This window comes from Oleiphilus sp. HI0123, from assembly GCF_001635315.1.
The window spans coordinates 1-2791 of record NZ_LWGE01001722.1; the positions used below are offsets into that span (position 1 = coordinate 1).

3 protein-coding genes are annotated in these 2791 nt (G+C 46.1%); all 3 read right to left on the reverse strand.

The window, feature by feature from the left end:
* A partial coding sequence (locus A3761_RS23285; protein WP_197473199.1) for an alpha/beta hydrolase occupies positions 1-423 on the reverse strand: 423 nt, incomplete at its 3' end.
* Positions 424-1699: 1276 nt separating this feature from the next.
* Entirely contained in the window at positions 1700-2122 is a 423-nt protein-coding gene (locus A3761_RS23295) for an HIT domain-containing protein (RefSeq protein WP_068511823.1), read from the reverse strand.
* A partial coding sequence (gene galE / locus A3761_RS23300; protein WP_068750998.1) for a UDP-glucose 4-epimerase GalE occupies positions 2122-2791 on the reverse strand: 670 nt, incomplete at its 5' end. The genes galE and A3761_RS23295, both read right to left, overlap by 1 nt.

Genomic DNA, 2791 nt, shown 5'->3' on the forward strand with positions numbered 1-2791 from the left:
CATTAGGATTCCCATATCGAATAATTTCGGCTGCCTAGACATAATCAGTGTCGACATGATGGCACCATAGCTATGCCCCATCGCGATGCGTGGCACCTTGCCCCACATACCTTCAAAATTCGACCATACCTCTGCAAAATACTTGGCACTTCGATTCCAACCTGGGTATTTTCCACCAGCATCACTGTCGCCATGCCCCTGACCATCACTGATAAACAAGTCATAATCAGCTTGAAAGTGCGATAAAAGATTTTCAAAAGTCAGGCCACAGAAGCCATTACCATGAATAAAGTGGATCATAGGCTTACCGCTAGGCTCGGTGTAATGGCCTCTTAAAGTCATGCCTGAACCGGTTTGGTATTCCCAGGGAATCAAACCTGAAATCACACTCTGCTTTCCACTTCTGCTTAAGGTATCTGTCATCAAAACTCTCTTACCGGTCTATCTCGCTTGATAATTCAGGCAGCTCATTAAAACTAACATTCGGGTAGTGACTGTCACGCACTTCGTGAATAAAGCGCAGCGTGACGAAAGCATCAAACCAGATATGAAAAGCGCGTTGAAAGCTTATCGAATCACGTTTTTGGGAAAGATGTTTAAATTGCTTCTCTATCTTCAAATTACAGAGCGCTTGAATCACTGCTGCACTATCGACATCACTCATTGTATCTTTAATCGCTTCAAACAGAAGCTCAGCAGACGAGAAGGACTGTCCTGAATTTGAAATGATACTTAGAAGTTTTTTTAACAGTTTGAAGCACTGTGGATGATAGAAAGTATAAACCTTGTCAGGTTTTTCCATGCGGCTAATTTTTAGCAGCGCAGGTCCGGTGCCAAAGGGAACACGGTGACTAGGACGCCCGGAAATTTCTATCGTGGGAGCTTCCAAGGAATGAATACGCCCAACTTTCGCGAGCTTATTCAATAAATAGAAGTCTTCACCTGCTGAACGTTTCGGGAACCCCCTCACCAGCGCATAAGCGATAGGGCTAACAGCTATCAATGACCCGATTGTGTGGAAGGCATAAGGTGAACCAGCCTGCTGGAGTTGATCAACATAATAACGCAAGGAGTGATCATACAAGCTCATCGCTGTTTCATACCCGAGCTCAGCANTATGTTTGAAGGGGTAAATCGCAGCGGCAGCGCTTGAGTCATCCACTGAGATATTAAAATAGCTCTCAGGTAAACTCACATCCGCATCACTTGAATGCAGCCAATCGGCTAGTTTCCCGGTACTCAAATATTGTTGCTGCACGAGCTTTAGGCCGAGATCCATACCGAGTTTTCTGGCAAGCCCAACTCCCTGCTTTGGTGACAACAGGCGCTCCGCGTGACAATAGCTCATACAATATAGGGTCAGCGTGGAGGAAATATTAGCTCGAAATAGCTCAGACTCTTGCCTAGCCTGCGTTTGCTTTACCAGACTTTCAAGCGCCTCTCGTGTTCGCTGCTGCGCAGCAGCAACTTCAGGCTCATCAACATCCGGTGCATTGAAAACGAAAATCAAAACAGCCGAATGAGCGCTAACTTTATCGATAATCTTTAAGAGTTGAGTGATGGGCTCATCATAAACAGGAATAACCAGCACAGCGTCGAAAGGTCTTTCCAGGGAGCGTTGCAGAGCTTGGATATCAGGCTCTGCATAGGTATCCAGGTATTTGGAAACGGCTGAACTGTCGTACTTCATTGACAATAACTAGTTAGACCAGTCTTTATCAATAATACGCTTAAGCTTGAGCAAGGTAGCCTGGCGTTCATCTGTGCTATAAGACTGAGCAGGCAATTTACCCCAAATTGGCGCTGGCCATGTCGGGTCACCTTCAAAACGCACAACATGATGAATATGTAGCTGTTTTACAACGTTCCCCAAGGCGGCAATATTAAGCTTATCACCCGAGAATAGCTGCATTAGGTTTTGCCCAAGATACATCGACTCAAGATCTAACTGCTGACGTTGCTCATCACTTAAGTGATACAACTCCGTTGCATCACCCACGCGAGGAACAAGAATAAGCCATGGATACTGAACATCATTCATCAATAAGACTTCGCACAATGGCCAAGACGCTATGTGAATCGTATCGTTTTCCAGGCGTGAGTCGAGTTTGAAGTCTGCCATTAAGCGCCTGCACTCTCAGCTTTTTGTTTCTGCCACTTAGCTTCCCAATCCAAAGCAGACTTAACGATCACACCTAAGTCATCATGATCTGGCTCCCAGCCTAGTACTGCTTTGATTTTGGCATTATTTGCCATCAGCGCATCAGGATCACCTGCTCTGCGGTCGACATTTTCAACCGGAAAGTCTTGCCCTGACTTTTCCTTAACCGTATCGATTACTTCACTGACCGTAAAGCCACGGCCATAACCACAGTTTAGGATTTGCGATTCACCGCCTTTCGCCATGTAATCGAGCGCCATAACATGCGCTTTAGCCAAATCATCAACATGGATGTAATCGCGGATACAGGTACCATCACGTGTTTCATAATCCGTACCAAAGATCACCATACCATCGCGCTCACCTGTTACACATTCACAAGCGACCTTGATCAGATGAGTCGCTTCGGGGGTTGCCTGCCCCAAACGGCTGGTAATGTCAGCACCGGCAACGTTAAAGTAACGCAAAATCACATGATTCAAATCGCTGGCTGCCGACAGGTCACGAATCATTTGCTCGCTCATCATTTTCGATGCGCCGTAAGGGTTGATTGGCGCTAGTGGCATATCTTCGCTAATTACTTTCTCTTCCGGCATACCATAAACAGCCGCCGTTGACGAAAATACCATG